The sequence below is a fragment of the Pseudomonas sp. COR18 genome (assembly GCF_048568395.1).
In the GTDB taxonomy this organism is placed as follows: domain Bacteria; phylum Pseudomonadota; class Gammaproteobacteria; order Pseudomonadales; family Pseudomonadaceae; genus Aquipseudomonas; species Aquipseudomonas fuscovaginae_B.
In genome coordinates, this window is record NZ_CP183808.1 from 395442 (window position 1) to 418164 (window position 22723).

20 protein-coding genes and 5 tRNA genes are annotated in these 22723 nt (G+C 64.7%); 10 read left to right on the plus strand and 15 right to left on the minus strand.

The annotated features are described in order from the left end of the window. Positions 1 to 21: 21 nt before the first annotated feature. From ACM62G_RS01775 to gltX, 7 genes are all read right to left on the minus strand, one after another. Positions 22 to 855: an alpha/beta fold hydrolase gene (locus ACM62G_RS01775; RefSeq protein ID WP_273824979.1), complete on the minus strand. Its 834-nt coding sequence runs from the start codon at positions 853 to 855 to the stop codon at positions 22 to 24. A gap of 30 nt (positions 856 to 885) precedes the next feature. Continuing rightward, positions 886 to 1425 (minus strand): TetR/AcrR family transcriptional regulator, encoded by a 540-nt coding sequence (locus ACM62G_RS01780; RefSeq protein WP_054057980.1) that lies wholly within the window; start codon positions 1423 to 1425, stop codon positions 886 to 888. A gap of 187 nt (positions 1426 to 1612) precedes the next feature. Next, positions 1613 to 1688 (minus strand) — tRNA-Glu (locus ACM62G_RS01785). 125 nt (positions 1689 to 1813) lie between these two features. Further along, positions 1814 to 1889: transfer RNA gene (locus ACM62G_RS01790), tRNA-Ala, on the minus strand. A gap of 56 nt (positions 1890 to 1945) precedes the next feature. Then, positions 1946 to 2021: transfer RNA gene (locus ACM62G_RS01795), tRNA-Glu, on the minus strand. Between the two features lie 85 nt (positions 2022 to 2106). Beyond that, positions 2107 to 2182, minus strand: a tRNA-Ala gene (locus ACM62G_RS01800). Positions 2183 to 2420: 238 nt separating this feature from the next. Next, a complete protein-coding gene (gene gltX, locus ACM62G_RS01805) occupies positions 2421 to 3902 on the minus strand; it encodes a glutamate--tRNA ligase (protein ID WP_054057981.1) in 1482 nt (493 codons plus the stop codon). 229 nt (positions 3903 to 4131) lie between these two features. Between gltX and ACM62G_RS01810 the strand changes: the two genes are divergently transcribed. After that, a complete protein-coding gene (locus ACM62G_RS01810) occupies positions 4132 to 5178 on the plus strand; it encodes an HlyD family secretion protein (RefSeq protein WP_273824982.1) in 1047 nt (348 codons plus the stop codon). 49 nt (positions 5179 to 5227) lie between these two features. Next, complete coding sequence (locus tag ACM62G_RS01815) at positions 5228 to 6718, plus strand: MDR family MFS transporter (RefSeq protein WP_419737591.1); 1491 nt, start codon at positions 5228 to 5230, stop codon at positions 6716 to 6718. Between the two features lie 126 nt (positions 6719 to 6844). Here ACM62G_RS01815 and ACM62G_RS01820 read toward each other — a convergent pair whose 3' ends face one another. Further along, positions 6845 to 7744 (minus strand): LysR family transcriptional regulator, encoded by a 900-nt coding sequence (locus ACM62G_RS01820; RefSeq protein WP_419736593.1) that lies wholly within the window; start codon positions 7742 to 7744, stop codon positions 6845 to 6847. Between the two features lie 103 nt (positions 7745 to 7847). Here ACM62G_RS01820 and ACM62G_RS01825 point away from each other — a divergent pair, with 103 nt between their 5' ends. From ACM62G_RS01825 to ACM62G_RS01855, 7 genes are all read left to right on the plus strand, one after another. Beyond that, positions 7848 to 9272, plus strand: a complete 1425-nt coding sequence (locus tag ACM62G_RS01825; protein WP_273824984.1) for an aldehyde dehydrogenase family protein — start codon at positions 7848 to 7850, stop codon at positions 9270 to 9272. 175 nt (positions 9273 to 9447) lie between these two features. Further along, the gene (locus ACM62G_RS01830; RefSeq protein WP_419736594.1) at positions 9448 to 10392 is read left to right on the plus strand and encodes a 2-hydroxyacid dehydrogenase; all 945 of its coding nucleotides are present in this window, start codon (positions 9448 to 9450) and stop codon (positions 10390 to 10392) included. Continuing rightward, on the plus strand, positions 10389 to 10592 hold the full coding sequence (locus tag ACM62G_RS01835) for a hypothetical protein (protein WP_419736595.1): 204 nt from the start codon (positions 10389 to 10391) through the stop codon (positions 10590 to 10592). The genes ACM62G_RS01830 and ACM62G_RS01835 overlap by 4 nt, the downstream gene beginning before the upstream one ends. Positions 10593 to 10698: 106 nt before the next feature. After that, complete coding sequence (locus ACM62G_RS01840; protein ID WP_419736596.1) at positions 10699 to 12525, plus strand: glycoside hydrolase family 15 protein; 1827 nt, start codon at positions 10699 to 10701, stop codon at positions 12523 to 12525. Between the two features lie 186 nt (positions 12526 to 12711). Then, positions 12712 to 13215, plus strand: a complete 504-nt coding sequence (locus ACM62G_RS01845) for a hypothetical protein (protein ID WP_054059833.1) — start codon at positions 12712 to 12714, stop codon at positions 13213 to 13215. A 335-nt stretch (positions 13216 to 13550) separates the two neighbouring features. Then, entirely contained in the window at positions 13551 to 14810 is a 1260-nt protein-coding gene (locus tag ACM62G_RS01850; RefSeq protein ID WP_419737592.1) for an Nramp family divalent metal transporter, read from the plus strand. A gap of 70 nt (positions 14811 to 14880) precedes the next feature. Continuing rightward, positions 14881 to 15744: a LysR family transcriptional regulator gene (locus ACM62G_RS01855; protein WP_054059835.1), complete on the plus strand. Its 864-nt coding sequence runs from the start codon at positions 14881 to 14883 to the stop codon at positions 15742 to 15744. A 103-nt stretch (positions 15745 to 15847) separates the two neighbouring features. Here ACM62G_RS01855 and hcnC read toward each other — a convergent pair whose 3' ends face one another. From hcnC to ACM62G_RS01880, 5 genes are all read right to left on the minus strand, one after another. Continuing rightward, on the minus strand, positions 15848 to 17116 hold the full coding sequence (hcnC, locus tag ACM62G_RS01860; protein ID WP_419736597.1) for a cyanide-forming glycine dehydrogenase subunit HcnC: 1269 nt from the start codon (positions 17114 to 17116) through the stop codon (positions 15848 to 15850). 3 nt (positions 17117 to 17119) lie between these two features. Continuing rightward, positions 17120 to 18517: a cyanide-forming glycine dehydrogenase subunit HcnB gene (gene hcnB, locus ACM62G_RS01865; protein WP_419736598.1), complete on the minus strand. Its 1398-nt coding sequence runs from the start codon at positions 18515 to 18517 to the stop codon at positions 17120 to 17122. After that, on the minus strand, positions 18514 to 18828 hold the full coding sequence (gene hcnA / locus ACM62G_RS01870) for a cyanide-forming glycine dehydrogenase subunit HcnA (protein WP_054059842.1): 315 nt from the start codon (positions 18826 to 18828) through the stop codon (positions 18514 to 18516). Before hcnA ends, hcnB begins: the two co-directional genes overlap by 4 nt. 317 nt (positions 18829 to 19145) lie before the next feature. After that, complete coding sequence (locus ACM62G_RS01875; RefSeq protein WP_054059838.1) at positions 19146 to 19568, minus strand: hypothetical protein; 423 nt, start codon at positions 19566 to 19568, stop codon at positions 19146 to 19148. 93 nt (positions 19569 to 19661) lie between these two features. Continuing rightward, positions 19662 to 19737 (minus strand) — tRNA-Asn (locus tag ACM62G_RS01880). A gap of 240 nt (positions 19738 to 19977) precedes the next feature. Here ACM62G_RS01880 and ACM62G_RS01885 point away from each other — a divergent pair. Beyond that, the gene (locus tag ACM62G_RS01885; RefSeq protein ID WP_054059839.1) at positions 19978 to 20598 is read left to right on the plus strand and encodes a glutathione S-transferase family protein; all 621 of its coding nucleotides are present in this window, start codon (positions 19978 to 19980) and stop codon (positions 20596 to 20598) included. A gap of 223 nt (positions 20599 to 20821) precedes the next feature. Here the strand turns inward: ACM62G_RS01885 and lepB are convergent, their stop codons facing one another. Together lepB and ACM62G_RS01895 are read right to left on the minus strand one after the other, a co-directional pair. Next, entirely contained in the window at positions 20822 to 21490 is a 669-nt protein-coding gene (gene lepB, locus ACM62G_RS01890) for a signal peptidase I (protein WP_273824996.1), read from the minus strand. A 167-nt stretch (positions 21491 to 21657) separates the two neighbouring features. After that, positions 21658 to 22713: an alpha/beta fold hydrolase gene (locus tag ACM62G_RS01895; protein ID WP_419736599.1), complete on the minus strand. Its 1056-nt coding sequence runs from the start codon at positions 22711 to 22713 to the stop codon at positions 21658 to 21660. Positions 22714 to 22723 lie beyond the last annotated feature (10 nt).

Here is a 22723-nt window from a genome sequence, read left to right on the forward strand (position 1 = left end):
AGACCGGGCCAGTGTAACGGATCAGGCCGACTGGCGCTGCGCCATGCTACGCCCGGCCAGCAGCGCGAGCACGCCATCGATCAGCCGCGGATCGGCCAGCACCCGCTGATGGCCGCCGCTTTCCAGGCGCAACAGGCGGCTGTCGAACCAGGCTTCGTGAATACGTCGCGATTCATCCACCGCCACCAGTTGATCGTCTTCGGCATGCACGATCAGGCCGGGCATGTCCATCTGGTAATGCCCGATATCCAGGTGCTCGGCACGCATCCCGACATCCCGTTCGACTTCCCGGATAAACGCCGAACGCGCCCGTGGCGGCAAGCCGACATGCCGGGCGAAGCCCCGCAATACGCCCAGCACCCGTGCCGGAGCGGCAATGCTGACCAGCGCCTCGGTACGCAGCCCGAGCTGGGTGGCGAGCATCGCGCTGGCACCGCCCATGGAATGGCCGATCACCGCCTTGAGCGGCGGCAGCTCGGCGGCGGCCTCGAGCAGCGCGCGGGCAAACGCCACCACATTCGCTTCGTGCCCGGGCGACTGGCCATGAGCCGGGCCGTCGAGGGCCACGGCGGTGTAACCGGCGGCCACCAGCGCCTCGATCAGGCTCGCGAACTGCGTGGGTCGCCCTTCCCAGCCATGCATCAGCAGCACGGTGGGGCCTTGCCCCCAGCGCAGCGCGGAAAGACCGAAACGCAGGGTGATCCTTTCGGCCGTCGCCAGCAACGGCAACTCCCAATCCCGCGGCGAACGCTCGCGGGGCGTCATGAAAACCTGACGCATCCGGCTCGCGGCCACCCGCGGTGCCACTCGTCCCAAGGTGCCATTGATGCCACGTATCCAGCGCAAAGTGTTCATCGGGTATTACCTCAGGCCAGGTCGAAACCTTCAGCGCACCGCCGACTTGGCGGCACGCAGCAATCTGTCGGACAACTCTCCCGGGCCCAGCGCCCGGGCCACGGCCAGGCCACCGATCATCAGGGCGATATCGGCCAGGGCCTTGTCGGTGTCCTCGGGGCTGGCCGCCAGTTGCGCGACCATCAATTCCACATGTTCGTTGAGCGCCTCGCGAAAGCACTCCGGCAGGCTGCCGATCTCTCCCACCACCGCCGGCAGCGGGCAGGCATGGTCGACCGCATCGCGATGCTTGCGCGACAGGTAGAACGCGGCAAACAGGGCTCGCCGTTCTTCGCCGCTCAGCGCGTCGTCGACTTCATCCATTTTCGCCCGACGCTGCGCCAGCAACTGCTTGAATGCCTCGAGCATCAAGGCGTCCTTGCTCTCGAAATGCGCGTAGAAGCCACCCACGGTCAGACCGGCGGCGGCCATCACCTCACTGACACTCGGCTCGGCCGGGCCACGCTGGATCAACGCGGCACTGGCAGCCTGCAGGATGCGCTCACGGGTCTGGGCCTTTTTGTCGTTCATTGCCATCTCCAGATATTACATCGGAAATATTATTCTCATAATATTTTTTCGCAAGGTCTTCGCATGACCGCTGGTCTGACTGAAAAATGCGAAAAGGAATTCAGTGCGGAAAATAAAAATTTCGGAAAAAACAAAAGGGTCATTCAAAGATGAATGACCCTTAAAAATCCCGCAGAGCGGGTAATCGTGGCGTCCCCTAGGGGACTCGAACCCCTGTTACCGCCGTGAAAGGGCGGTGTCCTAGGCCACTAGACGAAGGGGACGCAAACCCTTCTTGCATTACAGGAGTCGGCTTGGTGGCGACTTTTACTGCCCGGTTACTCGATGCACCTGCAGTATCCTGCAACATCAGTTCAGTACCGGTGTGGCCAGGTGCTGAACCGTAAATTGGTGGAGCTAAGCGGGATCGAACCGCTGACCTCTTGCATGCCATGCAAGCGCTCTCCCAGCTGAGCTATAGCCCCGGATTTTTCGCCTCTCGGCGCAGCGACATCAAGCTGCAATGTCACTTGTGTGAAACTGGCGTCCCCTAGGGGACTCGAACCCCTGTTACCGCCGTGAAAGGGCGGTGTCCTAGGCCACTAGACGAAGGGGACGTAACCCTTGTGTACCCTATCGGCGCTGGTTCCGATTCGCGGTACAAACTCCAGATCAGTGTAGCGTAACCTGAAGCTTCTAATTTGGTGGAGCTAAGCGGGATCGAACCGCTGACCTCTTGCATGCCATGCAAGCGCTCTCCCAGCTGAGCTATAGCCCCACAGTGCCAGACTTCACTTCATCTCAGCGTTGTCGCTGTGTTTCCGTGTTGTCTTGTGGACGGGGCGCATATTAAGTGCGACCCACTCCCCTGTCAAACTTTTTTTGAACATTTTTCAAAAATTTTTTCCGCGATAACAATCACTTACCGCAATCCCCCGGAAAACCGGGGGTTGTCGGCCACGTCCACAACCGGCAAAGACGGCTATGACGTGGCCACTACCGGCTCAGGCGCCGATTCAGGCAATAGTGCCCAGCAGCTTTTCCCATTCCTTGTTTTCCTTCTTCGACACGCCACCCAGCAGTTCCAGGGCCTGGCGCAGACGGAAGCGCGTCAGGTCCGGGCCGAGGATTTCCATCGCGTCGAGCACCGACACCGAACTCGCCTGCCCAGTGATCGAGGCGAAGATCAGCGGCATGGCATCACGCAGCTTCAGCTCCAGGGCATCGACCACCGCCTGGATGGTCGCGGTGATGCTGTCCTTCTCCCACTGGCGCAGGCTTTCCAGTTTCCACAGGATCAGTTGCATCAGCTTGCGCACATCCTCCGGCGAGAGTTTCTTGTGCTCGAACAGCTTGGCATCCAGCGGCAGGCTGCCGGCGAAGAAGAAATTCGCCAGGGGCGCGACCTGGCTGAAGGTCTCGACGCGGCTCTGCACCAGCGGCGCGATCTTCATCAGGTACTCGGGGTTGAACGCCCAGTTCTGCACGCGGCGGGCGAACTCTTCCACCGGCAGGTCGCGCAGCCACTGGCCGTTGAGCCAGGACAGCTTCTCGATATCGAAGATCGGCCCGCCGAGGGAGACGCGGGACAGGTCGAAGTGGTCGACCATTTCCTGCAGCGAGAACTTCTCGCGCTCGTCCGGCATCGACCAGCCCATGCGGCCCAGGTAGTTGAGCATTGCCTCGGGCATGAAGCCCATGCGCTCGTAGAAGGTCACCGAGGTCGGGTTCTTGCGCTTGGACAGCTTGCTCTTGTCCGGGTTGCGCAGCAGCGGCATGTAGCACAGCTTCGGTTGTTCCCAGCCGAAGTACTCGTAGAGCAGGATCAGCTTGGGTGCCGATGGCAGCCACTCTTCACCGCGCAGCACGTGGGTGATGCCCATCAGGTGGTCGTCGACCACGTTGGCCAGGAAGTAGGTGGGCAAACCGTCGGTCTTCATCAGCACCTGCATGTCCATGCGATCCCACGGGATCTCGACATCGCCACGCAGCATGTCCGGCACCACGCAGACGCCTTCGGTCGGCACCTTCATGCGGATCACATGGGGTTCGCCGGCGGCCAGGCGACGGGCCACCTCCTCTTTCGACAGCAGCAGCGCACGACCGTCGTAGCGTGGGGTTTCGCCGCGGGCAATCTGCTCGGCACGCATCTGGTCCAGCTCTTCGGCGGTGCAGAAGCACGGGAAGGCATGGCCCATGTCGACCAGTTGCTGGGTGTACTTCCTGTAGATCTCGCTACGCTCGCTCTGCCGGTACGGACCGTGCGGGCCACCGACGTCCGGGCCTTCGGCCCAAGTGATGCCCAGCCAGTTCAACGCATCGAAAATCTGCTGTTCGGACTCGCGGGTCGAGCGCAACTGATCGGTATCTTCGATCCGCAGGATGAACTCGCCACCATGCTGCTTGGCAAAGCAGTAGTTGAACAGGGCGATGTAGGCGGTACCAACGTGGGGATCGCCAGTGGGCGATGGCGCGATGCGAGTGCGGACAGTGGTCATGGATGGTCTCGAAATAGAGATAAAACAAAGGGCGAATGGTAACAGGCCGACCGCCCTCGCCTCCAGCATGGGCGGCAGGCAGAGGGCATATAAGCCAAGCTTCGGTCGAAAAAGGGTCTCAGGCCACTAAAACCGGGGGTTTCTCAATTGGTGGCATTTACCCACTAAGGGCGCTGTGCCAGATTTATCTACCGAGAAGTTCACTAATTATTCCGACCGTTGCCTGCCCATGCCCGCCCAACTCAAACGCCGCCTGTTCGTGTTCCTGCTGCTCGTCCTGCTGATCGCCCTGGGTCTCTTCGCCGAGTGGTTCTGGCGCGGGCGCTTTTATGAAAGCACCGACAACGCCTACGTCCAGGGCGAGATCACCCGGGTTTCCAGCCAGCTCGCGGCACGCATCGACCAGGTGCTGGTGGCCGACAACCAGCCTGTCGAGCAAGGCCAGTTGCTGGTCCGGCTCGAAGCGGCCGACTTCCAGCTGGCGGTCGAGCGCGCCAACGCCACCCTCGCCACCCGCGAGGCCGAACGGCTGCAGGCGCAGAGCAAGCTGACCCAGCAGGCCAGCCTGATTGCCGCCGCCGATGCCCAGGTCGCCGCCAGCCAGGCCAGCCTGGGCCGCTCGCAGCTCGACCTGTCGCGGGCACAGACCCTGCGCAAGCCCGGCTACGTTTCCGAGGAGCGGGTCACCACCCTGTCCGCCGACAACCACATCGCTCGCTCCCAGGTCGCCAAGGCCCAGGCCGACCTGCAGAGCCAGCGCCAGCAGGTCAACGCCCTGACCGCCGAACTCAAGCGTCTCGACGGCCAGATCGCCAGCGCCCGCACCGAACTGGCCCAGGCCGAACTGAACCTGAGCCGCAGCGAAATCCGCGCGCCGATCAGCGGCCTGGTCGGCCAGCGCGCGGCACGCAACGGCCAGTACGTGCAGACCGGTGCCTACCTGCTGTCGATCGTTCCGGACCAGGCCATCTGGGTCCAGGCCAACTTCAAGGAAACCCAGATCGGCCACATGCACCCCGGGCAGAACGCCACGCTGCGGTTCGATGCCTATGAGGACACACCGATCCAGGGCCGGGTCGACAGCCTGTTCGCCGCTTCCGGCGCGCAGTTCAGCCTGCTGCCGCCGGACAATGCCACCGGCAACTTCACCAAGGTGGTGCAGCGCATTCCGGTCAAGCTGGTGTTCGCCGCCGACAACCCGCTGCACGGCCTGATCCGTCCGGGCATGTCGGTCACCGTCAAGGTCGATATCCGCGATAACGGCAATGGCCGGTGATGCCCTGATCCGCCCGGTCGGCGAACCGACCCGGCGCGACTGGATCGCGGTGATGAGCGTGATGCTCGGCGCCTTCATGGCGGTGCTCGACATCCAGATCACCAACTCCTCGCTCAAGGACATCCAGGGCGCCCTGTCGGCGACCCTGGAGGAAGGCTCGTGGATCTCCACCTCCTACCTGGTGGCGGAAATCATCATGATCCCGCTCACCGCCTGGCTGGTGCAACTGCTCTCGGCCCGGCGCCTGGCGACCTGGGTATCGCTGGGCTTCCTCGCCTCGTCGCTGTTGTGCTCGATGGCCTGGAACCTGGAAAGCATGATCGTGTTCCGTGCCATGCAGGGCTTTACCGGCGGCGCGCTGATCCCGCTGGCCTTCACCCTGACCCTGATCAAGCTGCCGGAACACCACCGCGCCAAGGGCATGGCGATGTTTGCCATGACCGCCACCTTCGCCCCGTCGATCGGCCCGACCCTGGGTGGCTGGCTGACGGAGAACTGGGGCTGGGAATACATCTTCTACATCAACATCCCGCCCGGCCTGATCATGATCGCCGGCCTGCTCTACGGTCTGGAGAAGAAGGACGCGCACTGGGAACTGCTCAAGAGCACCGACTACGCCGGGATCGTCACACTGGGCGTCGGCCTGGGCTGCCTGCAGGTGTTCCTGGAGGAAGGGCATCGCAAGGACTGGCTGGAATCGGAGTTGATCCTGGCCCTGGGCAGCATCGCCCTGCTGAGTCTGATCACCTTCGTCATCCTGCAACTGTCAAGGCCCAACCCGCTGATCAACCTGCGCATCCTGCGCAATCGCAACTTCGGCCTGTCGAGCATTTCCAGCCTGGGCATGGGGGTCGGTCTGTACGGCTCGATCTACCTGTTGCCGTTGTACCTGGCACAGATCCAGAACTACAACGCCCTGCAGATCGGCGAGGTGATCATGTGGATGGGCGTACCGCAGCTGTTCCTGATTCCGCTGGTGCCCAAACTGATGAAATTCGTGTCACCGAAGATGCTCTGCGCCGCGGGTTTCGGCCTGTTCGGGCTGGCGAGTTTTTCCTCGGGGGTACTCAACCCGGACTTCGCCGGCCCGCAGTTCAACCAGATCCAGATCATCCGCGCCCTGGGCCAGCCACTGATCATGGTGACCATCTCGCTGATCGCCACCGCCTACATCCAGCCCCAGGATGCCGGCTCGGCCTCCAGCCTGTTCAACATCCTGCGCAACCTCGGCGGCGCCATCGGCATCGCCCTGCTCGCCACCCTGCTGGATGCACGAACCCGGGAATACTTCGACTACCTGCGCGAAGCCATCGTCCCGGCCAACCCGCAAGTGGCCGAGCGCCTGGCGTTGCTGGCGCAGAAGCTGGGCAGCGATGCCGCGGCACTGGGCAAGCTCAGTGAAATCACCCACCAGCAGGCGCTGATCATGGCCTACAACGACGCCTTCCATTACGTCGGGCTGGCGCTGGGCATCAGCATGCTCGCGGTGCTGCTGACCCGGGCGCTGCCGGCGGGCGTCAAGGCCGGGGAGGCGCATTGATTTCCAGGGCCCCTTCGCGGGCAAGCCCGGCTCCTACAGGGGAGCGTCGTACACACCATTGGCGGACACCTCATCACTGTAGGAGCCGGGCTTGCCCGCGAAGAAGCCAACACAATCCCGCAGTAACTACAGAAGCGCCCCGCCGCGCTCGCGGATCAGCTCGATCAACGCCCGCAACCCCGCCGGCACGTGTCGGCGGCCCGGGTAGTACAGCGACAGGCCATCGAGCGCTGGAGTCCAGTCCTGCAGGACCGGGACCAGAGTCCCCGCCGCCACATCGGCCGCCGCGTTCCACTGCGAGATAAAGGCCAGTCCCAGCCCGGCCCGCGCGGCCTCCAGGACCAGGCCCGGCTCATCCAGGGTCAGCACACCCGGCACATCCACCTCCAGGCTCTGGCCGTGGCGCGAGAATTCCCAATGGTAGATCCGGCCGCTCGGCATGCGCAGACGAATGCAACGATGCTGGTACAGATCGGTCGGTGTCTGCGGCAGCGGATGCCGCGCCAGATAGTCCGGGCTGCCCAGCACCAGCAGGCGCAACGGCAGGCCCAGTGGAACGGCGATCATGTCCTGGGGCACACTCTCGTGCAGGCGAATGCCGGCATCGAAACCTTGCGCCACGATATCGATCAGCTTGCTCTCGGTGACGATATCCACATTCATCTGCGGATAACGCCGCATGTATTCGATGAACAACGCCATCGCCTGGTTCGCCGCCCCCACCGACGTGTTGATGCGCAACGTCCCGCTGGGCACACCGGCATGGCTGCCGGCCTGCTCCATGGCCTGACGGATGGTCGACAGTGCCGGCGAGATGCGCTCGACGAACTGCGCCCCGGCCTCGGACAAGGCCACGCTGCGGGTCGTGCGGTTGAACAGGCGGGTGCCGAGCCGCTCCTCCAGCGCCGACACCGCATGGCTCAATGCCGAGGTCGACACGTCCAGGTCGGCGGCCGCCGCGCGAAAACTGCGGTGCCGGGCCACCGCCAGCACCGCTTCCAGCTCACTGAGCCCTGATGTGCGCATTATCCCAAATCACTCACCAAGTCATGCCGATTTATCCCACTTATCAGGCCAATGCTAGTCGCTTACCGTATTCGACACCACCCGAACACGCTTTGGAGCCGCCATGCAACGCATTGACCAGATCTACATCAACGGCACGTTTGTCACCCCCCATGGCCAGGAATGGTTCGACCTGTTCAACCCGAGCACCGCCCGGGTCATCGGCCAGGTCCGTCTCGCCGACGAGCACGACGCCGATGCCGCCATCGCGGCCGCCAAGGCGGCCTTTCCGGCCTTCTCCCGCACCGGCAAGACCGAGCGTGTCGCCCTGCTGCTGCGCATGCATGCCGCCATCGCCGCCCGTGAAGAACAACTCAACGAGGCGATCATCGAAGAGTACGGTGCCCCTGCCTCGCGCTCGCTGTGGATGGCCCGGCACGCGGCGAACGTGCTGCAGGAGGCGGCCCGGGTCCTGCAGGACTATGACTTCATCCGCCAGGCCGGCAGTGCCCAGGTGAGCATGCAACCGCTCGGGGTCGCCGGCCTGATCACCCCGTGGAACAGCAACGCCGGCTTCATCTGCGGCAAGCTCGCCGCCGCCATCGCCGCCGGCTGCACGGCGGTGATCAAGCCCAGTGAAATGAGTGCCCTGCAGACCCGCATCGTCAGCGAGGCGCTGCATGAGGCCGGCCTGCCGCCCGGAGTCTTCAACATCGTCACCGGGCGCGGCGAAACCGTCGGTGCGCGGCTCAGCAGCCACCCGGACGTGGCGAAGATTTCCTTTACCGGCTCGACCGCCGTCGGCAAGCACATCCTGCGCTCGGCCGCCGACAGCCTGAAACGGGTCACCCTGGAGCTGGGCGGCAAGTCACCGGTGCTGATCCTCGACGATGCCGACTTCGACCAGGCCATCCCCCTGGCCCTGCAGGCCGGCTTCATGAACAGCGGCCAGGCCTGCATCGCCGGCACCCGGATCCTGGTACCGGAGCAACGCCTGGCCGAGGCCGAGGCGGCCGTGCTCAAGGCCATTGCCGGGATCCGTAGCGGCGATCCGCGGTCGGCGGACACCAGCATCGGGCCGATGGTCAGCGAGAAGCAGTGGCAGCGGGTGCAGCGTTACATCCGCATCGGCCTCGACAGCGGCGCGCGCCTGCTGAGCGGTGGCGAAGGCCTGCCCGAAGGTCTGGAAGCCGGCTGGTTCGTCCGGCCGACGGTGTTCAGCGCGGTGACCAACGACATGACCATTGCCCGCGAGGAAATCTTCGGGCCGGTGCTGTCGATCATCACCTACCGTGACGAGGAGGATGCCCTGCGTATCGCCAACGACACGCCCTACGGCCTGCAGGCCTATGTGCTGGGCCACGATATCGAACGGGCCCGCAAGGTTGCCGAACGGATCGAGGCCGGGCGCGTGCTGATCAATACCCTGGCCCACGAGCCGAAGGCTCCGTTCGGTGGGTTCAAGCAATCGGGGATTGGCCGCGAGTACGGTACCTATGGAATGGAAGCCTTTCTCGAACCCAAGGCGCTGCTCGGACTGCCTGCCTGAATGCGATCCCCGGCAGGAGCTTGGCTTGCCCGCGAACAGGTACTCAAGCCTTTCGCAACACCCGGGAATCGCCCACAAGGGCCAGGTGGCAATCAGAATCAACTGACAGGCTTGCCCCGGCGGTCTCTCGGCGTTAGGTTGGCCGACATTCACTGGCCAACGGGCGGAGAGCCGCATGTCCAACGTCGTACTGGTGTTGACGGAGACCGTCACCGAATACCTGCCGATCATCGAGCGCCATGGCTTCGAACTGATCCTCGCGCCCACCAGCGCCCTGCGCGCCGAAGCCATCGCCACCCAGGGCGCACGCATCAACGCCGTGCTGACCCGCGGCCCGCTCGGCCTGTTCGCCGATGAAATCGCCGCCCTGCCACTGCTGGAGATCATCTGCGTGATCGGCGCCGGCTATGAAAAGGTCGACCTGCACGCGGCCAGGCAACGCGGCATCGTCGTGACCAACGGCGCCGGCGCCAATGCCTCGTCGGTGGCCGATCACGCCCTGGCCCTGCTGCTGTCGCTGGTCCGTGATGTACCCCGGGCCGACGCCTCGGTACGTCGCGGCGAATGGCGCAAGCTGATGCGCCCGTCACTGGCCGGCAAGCGCCTGGGTATCCTCGGCATGGGCGCCGTGGGCCTGGAAATTGCCCAGCGGGCCGCACGGGGTTTCGGCATGTCGGTGAGCTACCACAATCGTCGTCAGCGCGAGACTATCGAATATGCCTACTGTGCAACGCCAGCCGGGCTGGCTGCCGCCTCGGACTTCCTGATCGTCGCCACGCCAGGCGGTGCCGCGACCAACGGCCTGATCGGCCGAAAGGAACTCGATGCCCTCGGGCCGGACGGTTTCCTCGTCAACATCGCCCGCGCCAGCGTGGTGCTCACCGACGAACTGGTCGCCGCCCTGCAGCAGGAGCGGATCGCCGGTGCGGCGCTGGATGTCTTCGACGACGAGCCGAACGTGCCTGACGTGCTCAAGGGCTTGCCCAATGTGGTGTTGACACCCCACGTCGCCGGCCTGTCGCCGGAGGCTTCGCAGGCGACGGTCAGCCTGGTGGCGCAGAATCTGCTGGCCTATTTCTCTGGCCAGCCGGTCCTTACACCCGTTGCCCTGCCCGAGTGATCGCCCCCCTTTCCCAACGCCCCAAGATCATTCCCGGCGATGGTGTCACCGTCCATGCCAGCACCGAGGACGGCTGGGCCCAGGTCATGTACGTTGCCCGGAACGGTGAGGATTTTACCGCCTGGATCGAGGAAGACCGCCTCAAGCTCGGCGATCACCTGGGTGGCAACCTGGAGCCGGATGACGCCCCTGAGCAGTAAGTCGCCCTCGGTCTGAACTTCCGTCGAGCCATACCGGTCAGCTCAGTGAGTGCCGCCAAGCCGCGCACTCAACCAAGCCTGTTCCTCGACCCGGAGTCCCGCGGCCATGACCGATCGTTCCAACGAACCCCAGAACCCAATCGAAGCCCACGGCATCATCGGCGACAGGGGCAGCGCAGCGCTGGTCAACGACCGTGGCAGCGTCGATTTCTTCTGCTGGCCGGCCTTCGACAGCCCGGCGATCTTCTGTGCCCTGCTGGACACGCCCGACGCCGGGATCTTCCAGTTGGCCCCGGACCTGCCCGACGCACGCCGCGAGCAGATCTACCTGCCCGACACCAATGTCCTGCGTACCCGCTGGCTGAGCGCCCAGGCGGTGGTGGAGGTCACCGACCTGCTGCCGGTCAGCGATGACCAGGACGACCTGCCGCTGCTGATCCGCTGTGTGCGGGTGGTCAGCGGCCAGGCGACGTTCCACCTGCGCTGCGCGGTCCGCCATGACTACGCCCGCGCCGCCACCACCGCCCGACCCGACGGCAACGACGTCTGCTTCGATGCACCGGGCCAGCCGAGCCTGCGCCTGTGCGCCGACCAACCCTTGCAAGTGGAACTCAATGCCGCCGTCTCAAGTTTCCAGCTGGGCCAGGGCCAGGAAGCCGAATTCCTTCTCGGCGCCCTCGACGACCCACGGGTCCGGCTCGGTGACAGCCAGTTGGCCCTGCAGCACACCCTGACGTTCTGGCAGCACTGGATCGGCCGCTCCACCTACCGCGGCCGTTGGCGCGAAGCGGTCAACCGTTCGGCCCTGGCCCTCAAGCTGCTGACCTCGCGCAAGCACGGCGCGATCCTCGCCGCCGCGACCTTCGGCCTGCCGGAAAGCCGTGGCGGCCAACGCAACTGGGACTATCGCTACACCTGGATCCGCGATGCCTCGTTCACCATCTACGCCTTCATGCGCCTGGGCTATGTCGAGGAAGCCAACGACTTCATGCGCTGGTTGCGCGGGCGTGTCGGCGACGGCTGCGAGCAAGCCACCAAACTCAATATCCTTTACGCCATCGACGGCACCCGGCAGTTGCCCGAAATCGAGCTGACGCACCTGTCCGGCTACGGCGACGCGCGCCCGGTACGCATCGGCAACCAGGCCTGGGAGCAGGTCCAGCTGGATATCTTCGGTGAGCTGATGGATGCGGTGTACCTGACCAACAAGTACGGCGAAGCGATTTCCCACCAGGACTGGCTGCGTGTCGGCCAGCTCATCGACCACGTCTGCGCCAACTGGAACAAGCCCGATGTCGGCATCTGGGAGATGCGGGGCGGCCCGCACCACTTCCTCCATTCGCGACTGATGTGCTGGGTGGCCCTGGACCGCGCCATCCGCCTGGCCTCCAAGCGTTCGCTGCCGGCGCCGTTCGCCCGCTGGGACAAGGCCCGCCAGGCCATCCACAACGATATCTGGAACAACTTCTGGAATGCCGAACGCGGACATTTCGTCCAGCACATCGGCGGCACCGGCCTGGACGGCTCGATGCTGCTGATGCCGCTGGTACGCTTCGTCGGCGCCACCGACCCGCACTGGCTGGCGACCCTGGACGCTATCGAGAAAAGCCTGGTACGCGACGGCCTGGTGTACCGCTACCGCAACGACGACCACCCCATCGACGGCCTGCCGGGCAACGAAGGCGCCTTCGCCGCCTGCTCGTTCTGGTACGTCGAATGCCTGGCCCGCGCCGGCCGCGTGGAGCAGGCGCACCTGGAGTTCGAACAGCTGCTGCGCTACGCCAACCCGCTGGGGCTGTATGCCGAGGAATTCGATCCCCAGGCCCGGCACCTGGGCAATACGCCACAGGCCCTGACCCACCTGGCACTGATCAGCGCGGCGTGCTTTCTCGACCGCAAGCTCAGCGGCGACGTCACGCCGTGGCAGCCTTGAGCGGCAAGGCTGGGGGCATTTGTATGAAGTTTGTAACGAAACTGAATATAGTTCATGGCCCGTCGATACACTGGTTTGGAATTCTTTCAATCACCCGACATTCGACAGGACATTTCCCATGGTTTTCTCACCAGAAACCGGGCAGGACGCCAAGGCCGCCAGCCACCTTAACGCTGGGGGTCGGGTATGAGCGTAGGTTCGATCACCGCGTGGGCTACCGAGATGCGCTCGCGGGTCCTCAAGCAGGGTACCGCGGCGGCGGAAAAGGCCGCCAAGCAGAAGGTCAAGACCGACGAGGTGCTCAAGGACATCAAGCCGGACCCGAAGGCACTCGACACGGCCAAGATGGCCAAGGACAAGTTGCAGTCGAAATTCCAGGGCTTCGACCCGAAAGCGGTCACCCCCGAGCAGTTGTCCAAATACAGCGACATTCTCAAGGAACAGGGCCTGATCAGTGCCTCCACGGCGAACCTGCTGTCCAGCGCCGGCACGCAGAAAAAGCCGAACGAGAAGTTCAACGCCCTGGACTATTTCGCCAACCAGATCAGCACGCTGCAGAGCGGGCCGAGCAAGAACGAGCCGTTCGCCAACGTCATGATCCCCGAGTACAAGCGGGCGATCAGCGTGATGCTCAACCTGCAACAGTTCGCCAACTCCGGCGCCAGCCTCTCCATCGACACCAAGGCCTGAGGGCCTTGTCTCCATCCGTGGCGCCAGGCGCCACGGGTTGCCTGCCGACAATCCCACCGCAGCTTTCGTGTACCCGTCTGCCTTCTCGCGCCGCGCCTGAAGCGCAAATGATCTTTATCTATCAATGCAAATGATTATTATGTAGATTGAAATCCGACCGATTCGCGCAAACTGGAGCACCCGCAAGATGCCAAGCACAATCAACCGGGCTTGGGCCGGAGCCTGCAAGCGTCTAAGCTGGGGACCCCATTCCTTCAGCCTTGGATCGCCGTGTGAAATTCAGCCTGCCGAAAGTTGCCACCGCCCCCTTCTGCCCTTCTGAAGTGAACGGCTCGATCGCAGTCGACAGCGGCGCGCCGTTCTTCAAGCGCGTGCTGCGCTTCGCCGGCCCCGGTCTGCTGGTCTCCATCGGCTACATGGACCCGGGCAACTGGGCCACGGCCATCGAGGCCGGCTCGCGCTATGGCTACAGCCTGCTGTTCGTGGTACTGCTGGCGAGTCTGGCGGGCATGGCGGTGCAGTGCCTGTGCTCGCGCCTGGGGATCGCCACCGGCCGGGACCTGGCGCAACTGTGTCGGGACCGCTACAGCCCGCGCTCGGCCAAGGCCCAATGGTTGCTCGCGGAAATTTCCATCATCGCCACGGACCTGGCCGAGGTGCTCGGCTGCGCCCTGGCCTTCCACCTGCTGCTGGGCTGCTCGCTGACCTTCGGCATCGTCCTGACGGCTTTCGACACACTGCTGATCCTGGCCTTGCAGAACCGCGGTTTCCGCCGCCTGGAAGCGATCATGCTGGTGCTGGTGGCAACCATCGGCGTGTGCTTCTTCATTGAACTGGTGCTGATCAAGCCCTACTGGCCGCAGGTGTTCGACGGCTTCAAGCCCTCGGTCTCGGCCCTGAGCGAAGCCGCTCCGCTGTACCTGGCCATCGGCATTCTCGGGGCGACCGTGATGCCGCATAACCTCTACCTGCACACCTCCATCGTGCAGACCCGCCTGGTCGGCCGGGACCTCGCCAGCCGCCGCGATGCGGTTCGCCTGGCGCGCTTCGACACCATCGGCTCGCTGGCCCTGGCACTGCTGGTGAACGCGGCGATCCTGATCCTCGCGGCGGCAGCCTTCCACCAGTCCGGACACACCGAGGTGGTGGAGATCCAGGACGCCTACCACCTGCTCGATCCGCTGGTGGGTGGCGCCTTCGCCAGCATCCTGTTCGGCATCGCCCTGCTGGCCTCGGGGCAAAGCTCGACCTTCACCGGCACCATTGCCGGGCAGGTGATCATGGAAGGCTACCTGAACCTGAAGATTCCCTGCTGGCAGCGCCGCCTGATCACCCGCGGCCTGGCCCTGATCCCGGCGTTCATCGGTGTCTGGCTGATGGGCGAAGGCGCCGTCGGCAAGTTGCTGGTGCTGAGCCAGGTGGTGTTGAGCCTGCAACTGCCGTTCGCCCTGTACCCGCTGATCCGCATGACCAGCGACGAACGCCTGATGGGCGAATTCGTCAACCGCTGGTACACCCGGGGCCTGGCCTGGATGCTGTTCGTGGCGATCAGCGCGGCGAACGTGTGGCTGATCGCCCAGGTGTTCAGCGAGTGACCGAACGGCGCGCAGACCTGATCGGGTCGCTAGCGGTTACACTGTGCTTCCCTTGCTCCCGGGACGATCCATGGATATCGACCTCGCCCGCACCTTTCTCGAAATCGCCCGCTGCGGCAGCCTGGTGGCTGCCGCCGAGAAGCTGCACGTGACCCAGACCGCGATCACCGCCCGGGTGCAGAAACTCGAAAGTCAGCTCGATGCCAGGCTGTTCGTACGCAACCGCGCCGGCGCCCGGCTGACCGCCGACGGCGAGGCCTTCGTGGTCTACGCCAACCAGCTGGTGCAGACCTGGGATGCCGCCCGCCGCAATCTGCCGCTGCCGGAAGGGTTCAACAACATGCTGCACATCGGTGGCGAAGTCAGCCTGTGCAACCCGCTGATTCTCAGTTGGGCGAAGGCCCTGCGCGAGCACATCCCCACCCACGCCCTGCGCACGGAAATCCGCGACGGCGAGCAGTTGCTGCGCCAGCTCGAACTGGGGGTGCTCGATGCCGCGCTGGTCTATCAGCCCACCTACTGGCCGGGGCTGCAGGTGGAACAGTTGCTGGAGGAAAAGCTGATCCTGGTGCGGCTGGTGGAACAGCCCGACCCTTACGTGTACATCGACTGGGGCGAGAGCTTCCGTCGCCAGCATGACGCCGCCCTGCCGGACAAGGCCCGGGCCGCCGCCAGCTTCAACCTGGGCCCGGTGGCCCTGCAATTCATCCTGGGCAATGGCGGCTCCGGCTATTTCCGCACCCGCGTGGTCCAGAGCTACCTGGACAGCGGCGTGATGGAGCGGGTGCCCAAGGCGCCGGAGTTCAGCTACCCGACCTACCTGGTGTATGCCCGCGAACGGGACTCGGCCGCTCTGCAGAAGGCCTTCGAGCTGCTGCGCGAAATCGTCAGGGCCGATACCGACTGGTCCCAGCGCTGGGACCCGACGACCTGAACCTCAGGCCGGGCTGACACTGGCACGTCGCCCGTGCCTGGCGAGCACGCTCTGGATGAGCCCCTCTTGCGCAGGCCTCCCCGCATCAACGCTCCCACAGGTTTCAGGCGGGTGCGAGATCCTTGTGCGGCACTGCCCCCAGGGTCGCGGCAGCGTCGAAGCGATCCGCCAGGAACGGCGTGATATCCAGCGGCAGTGGCTGCTCATTGACCAGGCGTTCGAGCATCACCCCGGTAATCGCCGAGGTCAGGATCCCGGTACGGAAATGGCCGCAGGCATTGAGGTAGCCCTCGACACCCGCCATCGGTCCGAGGATCGGCAGTTCATCGGGCGAACCCGGACGCAGGCCGGCCCAGCAGCGCTTGAGGTTGATGCCCTGCAGTTGCGGTACACAGCGCACGGCCCCCTGCACCAGCCCGGCCACTTCCGGGAAGGTGGTGCTCACGTCGAAGCCCTTGTCCTCGGTGGTGCTGCCGATCAGGATCTCGCCGTTGTCCTTCTGCGCCATGTAGCAGTCGCTGGTGGTCAGGCAGCCACGCAACAGGCCGGGCATGCGTTCGGTCAGGAGGATCTGCCCCTTGACCGGCTTGACCGGAATCGCGATCCCGGTGGCCTGCCGGCTCAGTTCGGCGGCCCAGGCCCCGGCGGCATTGATCAGCGTGGAGCAATGGAACTCGCCCTCCTCCGCCGTCCTTACACCACTCACGCGGCCGCCGTGGTGCAGCACGTCGGTGACGTTGGTGTTGAAAAACAGATCGACACCATTCTGCCGGGCGCCCTCGGTGTAGGCATCGGCCAGGCGGAACGGGCTGACCTGATGGTCGCAGAGAAACTCCAGCGCGCCTTGCGCCTCGCCACTCACCGCCGGCTCGGCTTCGCGCAGGGCGTCACGGTCCAGCCAGCGCAATTGGTCGGCCAGGTGCGGGATGTGCGAGACGATATGTTCGGCATAGAGCCGATCCTCCTCGTCATAGATCACATACTTAAGGCCGGTGCGTTCGAACTTGCAGTCCATGCCGTGACGTTCGAGCAGTTCGCGATGCAACTGCGGGTACAACGCATTGGACTGCAGGGCGAAGTCGAAGAACGACTGCGGCAGGATATGCGGGGTGCTGGAGTCCACCGCCACCGCCGCACCATGGGCCTCGCGACGGCGCCGGGCGGACATCATGCGAAAGAAGATCACCCCGCAGCCCAGTCCCACCGATTCGCCGATGGCCCACAGGCCGCCGGCTGATGCGCGGGTCGCGTTGCCCGGGCGCTTGGCATCGATCAGGGCGATCCGCAGGTTCTTCTCACGGGACAGGTGATAGGCGCAGGAAGCACCGATCACCCCACCACCGGCAATCACGACATCGTAGGTTCTGTTCATGGTTCAGGCGTCCTTGCCCAGTTGCTCGAAAGCGGAAAAAGGAATCGGCTCGATAGGAAAACGTGGTCGCAACCAGCCGACGTCGGCACGACCAGTGGCATCACGCAGGCGGTCGCTGCAGTAGCCGACACACATCCGTCCCTGGCAATCGCCCATGCTCACGCGGGTACGCATCTTCAGCGCGGCCATGTCCTGCACGCCCTGGGACAGTGCCAGGTCGATGTCGGCGCGGGTGGCGTGTTCACACCGGCAGATCACCGTGTCGGGCCTGGCCAGGTCGATCTGCCGGGTGCCGCGCCGGGTGTAGCGGTCGATACCGGAACGGAACTTGCGGATCTTCGCCAGGCGTTCGAGATAACCCTGGCGCAACGCCAGAGCCGCGTCGGCATCGAGCACATCCCGCTGCATCAGGATGGACACCGCGGCGATCCGTCCGGCCAGCATGGCCGCTTCGCCGCCGCGAATGCCGCCCATGTCGCCGGCCAGGTGAATGTGCGGCTCGCTGCTCTGCTGCCAGACATTGGTCTCGGCGCACAGGTAGCCGTCGGCATTGAAGGCGTGGGCCAGACCCATCTGCTGGCTGAGCTGGGTGCGTGGGATGAAGCCGTAGCCGACGGCCAGGGTCTGGGCTTCGAGCTGATGCGCCCGTGCCAGGTCCGGTTGCCAATCCTCGGAATACGGCGCCAGGGTCACGTGGGTCAGTTCGTCCTGGCCCCGTGCCTCGACCACGCCCCAGCCGTAGTGCATGGGGATGCCGTGCAGCTTCAGGTAGGCCAGCATGCTCAGGCCATCGAGGAACATCTGCGGCTTGTTCAACAGCACCAGGCTTTCCCGGGCAATGCGGCCAAAGGCGCTGGCTTCGTAGATACCCGCCACCGGCACACCCGCGGCATGCAGCTGGCAGGCCACCAGTGGCAGCAACGGCCCGGTGCCGGCAATCACGGTCGCGCCCAACGGCTTGACCACGCCACTCTTGATCTGCAACTGCAGACCGCCGAGCAGCATCACCCCAGGCAGGGTCCAGCCGGGAAACGGCACGTTGCGCTCATGGCAGCCGGAGGCCAGCAGCAGTTGCGGATATTCAACCGGATACAGGCATTCATCGGCATCCAGCGCCATCAGCGTCCGTGCGCCCTCGCCGCCGACGATGCGGGTGTTGAGGCGCACATCGACCCGGTCGGCACAGGTGGCGAATTCACCGTGCAGTTTTTCCAGGGTCGAACTGTAGCGCGCCCCCAGGTAGTCGAGATCGACGCCACTGCGCAGGGGCCCGCGATAGACCACCCCACCCAGGCGCGAGGCTTCTTCGAACAGTACGCTGGACACCCCATGGCGTGCCAGTTCGATGGCAGCCGACATGCCCGCCGGGCCACCGCCGACGATGACTGGAAGCTGGCTCATAGCACCTCCAGCGCGGCAAAGCGGCTGACGCCGGTTTCGATACGCATGCCGGGTTTGACCAGGGTCTGGCAGGCTCGGCGCTTGAGCCGGCCATCGATCGACACCAGGCAGCTCTGGCACACCCCCATGCCGCAGAAGGCACCGGCCACTTGCCCATGGTCATTACGCGAAACCTGGCGCAGGCCGACCGACTGCAGCACCGAAAGCACGGTCTCGCCTTCTGCCGCGGGCACATCCTGGCCATTGAGGTGGAGGGTCATATCCGCCCGGGGAAGCGGCTGAATATCGTATTTTCGATCCAGGTTCTGCATGTTCTGCATCATCCATGATTGACGTGAGTGGACTGCCACCCTGAGCCCGGCACTTCCTGGCCCGGCCACGACACACATATGGCGCATCGCGGCCACAGAGTGGTGGTTCGCCGCTGCGCGGGGAACCGATGTCCATCACGTTAAGGGGTTGTCCGAGACAAAACCTTGATCCAGGCCAGTAAAGGTGGGGAAAACCCTACCGGCCGTCAGGGCTGCACAGAGGATTGCAGTCCACAGCAAGTCAGTGCCACAAGCAGGGTTGGCACGCGACTGCCGCTTGCAGAAACGGCAGTCGAGGCATCAAAGCGGCCTGAGTATTACTCGGCGACCGCCTGCAGCAACCACTCGCCATCGCGCTCCACGATCAGGCCGCTGGCCAGCAGCAACGGGCGCAGGCGGATATGCAATTCGGGCTTGACGAATTCCCGCACCCGGGACAGGTCCAGCAGGCCCGGCACTTCCAGCTCGGCCTTGAAGAACGACAGCCAGGCTTTCTTCAGCGCCAGCAGTACGTCGCTCGGGGTGGTCCTGGCGAACTGGCGGTTGACCACCTTGCCCAGCTCGAAGGTGTGCTGGAAGGCATAGCCGGTCTCGACGCCCGAATTCTCCAGGCAGCGCAGGCACCGGCACGGACCGTCGGCGAACGCCTGGAGCAGGAAGGCGTTGAAGTCCATCACCGGCTTGAGGGAAAGCCGCTTGTCCACCTGAAACAGATCGTCCTGCTGGGCCATGTCCGCCATGCTGATTTCCTCGACTGTGGGCGACCGCCAGTCGCAGCCGCCTGAATTTCGGGCAAAAAAAAACCTGCATCGCTGCAGGTTTTTTCTTCTATCTGGCTCCACAACCTGGACTCGAACCAGGGACCCAATGATTAACAGTCATTTGCTCTACCAACTGAGCTATTGCGGAATGGCGCCTATGTTACTGATATAAAAAGAGAAGTCAACCCCTGGTCGACAACGGCCGGCCCCTGCCCCGCGACGGCCGTGTATCACAGTGTGTCTCCACGGCGTGGCGACACACGTCCTCAAGCATCCAGCGAATGCCGAACACATCCCGGATACATCGATGCGATGAACTATGCCGGTCCCCAGTCACCCACCGCGGGCGGCCTGGCTACCACAACACCGATTCATCCAGGAGGTCATCATGAGCATCACCCTTTACGGCTTCAGCGGCAGCACCTACGTCCGTACCGTCAGAATGCTTCTCGCCGAAAAAGGCGCGGACTATCGGCAGGTCCCGGTGGACGTCATCCAGGGCGAGCCCCATCACCCCGAGCACCTGCTGCGCCACCCGTTCGGCAAGGTACCGGTGATCGAACATGAGGGCTTCAAGGTGATCGAAACCGGCGCCATCACCCACTACCTGAACGAGGTCCTGCCCGGCCCGTCGCTGCTGCCGGACACCGCCCAGGGGCGCGCCCGTGCCAACATGGCGATCGGTATCTACGACGCCTACGGTTACAACGCCCTGGTGGCGGTGGCCGGTTACCACCTGTTCCCCGACTTCATCGGCGGCAGGAACGAAGCGGCTCGCGAGGCCGGTATCGAGAAAGGGCGCCAGGTGCTGCGCGAGCTGATGAAGATCAGGGGCCGGGACCGCTTCATTGCCGGACCGAACGCCTCCCTGGCGGACTTCTACCTGGTGCCGTTCTGCAGCTACATCTCGCAGACCCCGGACGCCGCGCGGCTGTTCGATATCGAGGGCTTTGCCCAGTGGTGGGAGCAGGTCCAGGCGCTGCCGAGCTTCCAGGCCACCCAGCCCTGACTCCTGCGCCGGGCCCGCTCAAGGAGCAAGCCTTTTGAGTGGGCCCGCCGTTCCAGCGCCTATCGCCGGCAAGCGGAGCGCCGTCCGGCCATCTCCCGCCCGGAGGCCGGGTGGAACACCTGACCGATCTACGACACAACGCCTGCAGGAGCCTGGCTTGCCAGCGAACAGGCCCTCAAGCCTTGCCCCCCCCGGATTTCTCCCTTCCCACACTCCTGTCCTTTCAGAGAATCCGCTTGCCGGTACGGTCCAGGCGCGGCATCCAGTGGTCGAGGATGTCGGCCGAGACCACGATGTGGTGGGCCCGGCCGATCAGCAGGCGGCGTGGCACGAAGCCGATGTAGCGCGAGTCGGCACTGTTGTCGCGATTGTCCCCCAGCATGAAATAACTGTCCGCCGGCACGGTGATCGGGCCGAAATCCCGGGCTGCCGCGACGCCGTGCAGGAACTGCACCCGACGCACGCTGTTGTCCGACGCCTCGGTCACCGACACGCCAGGAATGTCCACACCCTGACCGCTCGGCTCGGCGATCTCCCGGCTATCGCTGTAGTGCGCCGCCACACCGTTGATGTACAGCACCTCGTTGCGCATCTCCAGCACATCGCCCGGCACGCCGACCAGCCGCTTGATCAGCCGTATGCCGTCCTTGGGCGAGGTGAACGTCACCACGTCGCCGCGCTGCGGATTGCCCAGCGGGGCCAGGGAGATATCGCTCAGGGGCAGCTTGAGGTCGTAGGCCAGCCGATTGACCAGCACCACATCGCCTTCCAGCAGGGTCGGGCGCATCGAGCCCGAGGGAATCGGATTCCAGTCCGCCATGGACGTGCGGAAGATGCCGAAACACAGGAGAAAGATCAGCAGCCCACGGTTATTGACGATCCAGCGTTTCATGGCGACCTCTGAACAGGATGACGTTGCAAAGGTTCTTGTAGCACCCGGCCCCGGGCCGAGCCAAGCGCCTTGTGCAGCGGATCGCGAGTTTTCAGGATCGGTTCAGGCAAGCCGCCCGCCATCGCCCACTCGAGGGCGATGACGGCGACATTGTCCGGCTGGCGGGATCAGGTGCGCCACTTGCCGCCATGCACCAGGTCGGCCACCGCCTCGGCAAAGACCCCGGGCGCCTCCTGGGGCAGGTTATGGCCGACACCGGGAATCTGCCGGTGGCTGCGCGGGCCGCTGAAACGTGCTGCAGATGCCTGGCCATCGGTGGCGGCGATCACCCCGGCGGCCATGCCGGCGAGGGTGATGGTCGGCACACTGAGCGCCGGCAGCAGCGCGAGTTTCCGCTCGGCCTCGGCGTAACTCGGATCACCCTCGGCCAGGCCCATGCGATGCCGATAGGAATGGATGACCACATCGACATAATCCGGGTTGTCGAAAGCCTCGGCTGCCCGTTCGAAGCTCGGCTCGTCGAAATGCCAGGTCGGCGAATGGTTGCGCCAGAGAATTCGGGCGATATCGCGACGATGGGCGGCCAACCCGGCGCGGCCGCGTTCGGTCTGGAAGTAGTGCTGGTACCACAGGCCCCATTCGACTTCGGCCGACAGCGGGCTGGCAGCCCTGGCGATGTCCTGGATCAGGTAGCCACTGGTCGACACCAGCCCCACGCAGCGGCTCGGCCGCAGCGCCGCCGCGACGCAGGCCGCACGACCGCCCCAACCGTAGCCGGCCAGTACTGCCTCGGGGATGTGCAGTTCGTTCATGAGGTCCAGCACATCCTGGCCGAGGGCCGCCTGCTGGCCGGAACGCGGCGTCGCGCTGTCGAGGAAACGGGTGCTGCCGTGCCCGCGCAGGTGCGGCACGATCACCCGAAAACCCTGGGCCGCGAGCAGCGGCGCGACTTCGGCATAGCTGTGGATGTCGTAGGGAAAGCCGTGCAGCAGGATCACCGGGCGACCGTTTTCCGGCCCGGTCTCGTGGTAACCGATGTCCAGCAGGTCGGTACGCACCTGGCGAATGGGCAGGCGCGCCAGCGGCTTGCTCGACTTTCCGGCACGAGGCACGGCCTGCCCGGTCGACGCCAGCGCCGGGGCCATGTCGGCCAGGCCGATGGCGGCCGCACCGGCGGCGGCGGACAGCAGGAAGCGACGGCGATTGAACAGAGACTCGGACATGAGGCAGTTC

Bases quoted from the DNA above. Each gene is read 5' to 3' on its own strand.
- ACM62G_RS01780 (WP_054057980.1), bottom strand. From the start codon at position 1,425: ATGAACGACAAAAAGGCCCAGACCCGTGAGCGCATCCTGCAGGCTGCC.
- hcnB (WP_419736598.1), bottom strand. From the start codon at position 18,517: ATGAGCCAGCTTCCAGTCATCGTCGGCGGTGGCCCGGCGGGCATGTCG.
- ACM62G_RS01830 (WP_419736594.1), top strand. From the start codon at position 9,448: ATGTCCAACGTCGTACTGGTGTTGACGGAGACCGTCACCGAATACCTG.
- ACM62G_RS01895 (WP_419736599.1), bottom strand. From the start codon at position 22,713: ATGTCCGAGTCTCTGTTCAATCGCCGTCGCTTCCTGCTGTCCGCCGCC.
- lepB (WP_273824996.1), bottom strand. From the start codon at position 21,490: ATGAAACGCTGGATCGTCAATAACCGTGGGCTGCTGATCTTTCTCCTG.
- ACM62G_RS01810 (WP_273824982.1), top strand. From the start codon at position 4,132: ATGCCCGCCCAACTCAAACGCCGCCTGTTCGTGTTCCTGCTGCTCGTC.
- hcnC (WP_419736597.1), bottom strand. From the start codon at position 17,116: ATGAACAGAACCTACGATGTCGTGATTGCCGGTGGTGGGGTGATCGGT.
- ACM62G_RS01875 (WP_054059838.1), bottom strand. From the start codon at position 19,568: ATGGCGGACATGGCCCAGCAGGACGATCTGTTTCAGGTGGACAAGCGG.
- hcnA (WP_054059842.1), bottom strand. From the start codon at position 18,828: ATGCAGAACCTGGATCGAAAATACGATATTCAGCCGCTTCCCCGGGCG.
- ACM62G_RS01825 (WP_273824984.1), top strand. From the start codon at position 7,848: ATGCAACGCATTGACCAGATCTACATCAACGGCACGTTTGTCACCCCC.
- ACM62G_RS01855 (WP_054059835.1), top strand. From the start codon at position 14,881: ATGGATATCGACCTCGCCCGCACCTTTCTCGAAATCGCCCGCTGCGGC.
- ACM62G_RS01840 (WP_419736596.1), top strand. From the start codon at position 10,699: ATGACCGATCGTTCCAACGAACCCCAGAACCCAATCGAAGCCCACGGC.
- ACM62G_RS01885 (WP_054059839.1), top strand. From the start codon at position 19,978: ATGAGCATCACCCTTTACGGCTTCAGCGGCAGCACCTACGTCCGTACC.
- ACM62G_RS01820 (WP_419736593.1), bottom strand. From the start codon at position 7,744: ATGCGCACATCAGGGCTCAGTGAGCTGGAAGCGGTGCTGGCGGTGGCC.
- gltX (WP_054057981.1), bottom strand. From the start codon at position 3,902: ATGACCACTGTCCGCACTCGCATCGCGCCATCGCCCACTGGCGATCCC.
- ACM62G_RS01845 (WP_054059833.1), top strand. From the start codon at position 12,712: ATGAGCGTAGGTTCGATCACCGCGTGGGCTACCGAGATGCGCTCGCGG.
- ACM62G_RS01775 (WP_273824979.1), bottom strand. From the start codon at position 855: ATGAACACTTTGCGCTGGATACGTGGCATCAATGGCACCTTGGGACGA.